Source organism: Pseudomonas onubensis (genome assembly GCF_965653655.1).
Taxonomy (GTDB): domain Bacteria; phylum Pseudomonadota; class Gammaproteobacteria; order Pseudomonadales; family Pseudomonadaceae; genus Aquipseudomonas.
In genome coordinates this window covers 1-1,570 of sequence record NZ_CBFHAZ010000203.1, presented here as the reverse complement: position 1 = coordinate 1,570, position 1,570 = coordinate 1, and the positions used below count along the sequence as shown (strand labels likewise).

Sequence of the window (1,570 nt, the reverse complement as noted above, 5' to 3'; positions counted from 1 at the left end):
CTGACACACCGCATTCGCGAGCAAGCCCGCTCCCACATTTTGATCTTTATACGGCTCAGGTCAGGCGTAGTAATCGACGGCGCTGGAGCCGATCACGGTCTGGCTCACCGGCGCGACCGCCGCAGCTACTTCAGCATGATCACCCGCATCGCCGCCATCACCACGCCCGCCACTGCCGCTTATGCCGCGCGCCTGGTTCTGCTGCTGTTGCTCCTGGCCCTGCCCCTGCCAGCCACGGGACTGGTCAGACACATTGACGTCGACCTGCCCCATGCCTTGCTGGGCAAACATCTCGCGCAAACGGCCGGACTGGCTTTCCAGCGCTTCACGCACCACGGCGTGGCCGCTCATGAAGCTGACCTGTGCCTGCTGGTCGGCGGTCATGTTGACCTTGATATCCAGGCGCCCAAGCTCAGCCGGCTGCAACTGGATCTCCGCCGACTTGAGGTTGGCGCTGGACAGGTACATCACGCGGTTGACCACTTCTTCGGTCCAACCACTCTGGTGCATGGCCAGCGGCGCATTGGCCACGGGCGGCAGGGCATTCGCGGTTTTCGGCGTGGCGGCCTGGGTCAGTGCGGCCAGGCGGTTGGCGAAGTCGTCGACGCGGGTGTCGCTGCTGGCGTCTTTCAAATCCTTGAGGCCGCCTTCGATCAGGCCACTGAAGGCCTTGTCGCCGCCCTGGTCGGTACTGTCTTTGGTGGCTTGTTGGTCAACCATGTTGGCCAGGCCTGCAGCAAAGTTCTGCGCGGCGGTCGGCTGATCCTGAGCGGTGGTCGGTGCGGCTTTCTGTGGCGTCTGGCTGCTGGCCGACACATGGCCGCCCTGCTCCATGGCCAGGCGCACAGCCGGCATCGAATCCAGCGGATCGGCTTCAGGGTCGAAGGCCGGTTGCTTGGCATCTTCCGTCACCGCAATCGGCGCGGCGACCACCGGCTGGGCCTTGTCGTCGTTGGCGGCGACCGGTGCAGGCGTTGGCACCGGAACAGGCACCGGCGTAACGGCGGCGACCAATGCCGGGTCGACCACCGGATCAACCGGAGGTTGCTGCGCCTGGGCCGGGTCGCTGGGCTTGTCGTCATCACTGCTGGCGCTGTCGTCGGACTTGGCTGGCTTGGCAGGCAAGGGATTGCCGCTATCGGCAACCGCTGGCGTGCTGGCGGCAGGCTTGTCGTTGCTGGCGACCGGCTTGGCAGTGGTGTCCGAAGGCTTGTCACGCGAGACTTTTACCGGGCTGTCGTCAGTCTTCAGCGTGGGCTTGGGGCTTTGGTTGGCAAACACTTGAGCGAAGCCAGGGCCTTTGTCCTGTGGGGCCGCAGCCGTTGCCGCAGGTGCGGCGGCCGGCGCTTGAGGCTTGGCCGCAGCGGCAGCCCGAAGGAGCGAATTGGGGGCGACTGGCATAGGTAAAGGTCTCCACTGCATTGGGGGTCGGGGATGCAGTATTGGAAGGTACAGCAAGAGTTGGGCCAGGTTTGCGGGGGCAAAGACAACTGACTGGTAAAACGCAGTCTAAATGTGGGAGCGGGCTTGCTCGCGAAAGCGGTGTATCAGCCAACACATTCAGTGGCTG

Annotated in this window: 1 protein-coding gene; it reads right to left on the bottom strand. The window is 64.4% G+C overall.

What is annotated here, in order from left to right:
• Window positions 1–60: 60 nt before the first annotated feature.
• The gene (locus ACTD9P_RS29540) at window positions 61–1,401 is read right to left on the bottom strand and encodes a flagellar hook-length control protein FliK (protein WP_438870411.1); all 1,341 of its coding nucleotides are present in this window, start codon (window positions 1,399–1,401) and stop codon (window positions 61–63) included.
• Between the last annotated feature and the right edge of the window lie 169 nt (window positions 1,402–1,570).

Coding starts and splice junctions, on each gene's coding strand:
- ACTD9P_RS29540 (WP_438870411.1), bottom strand. CDS start 1,401: ATGCCAGTCGCCCCCAATTCGCTCCTTCGGGCTGCCGCTGCGGCCAAG.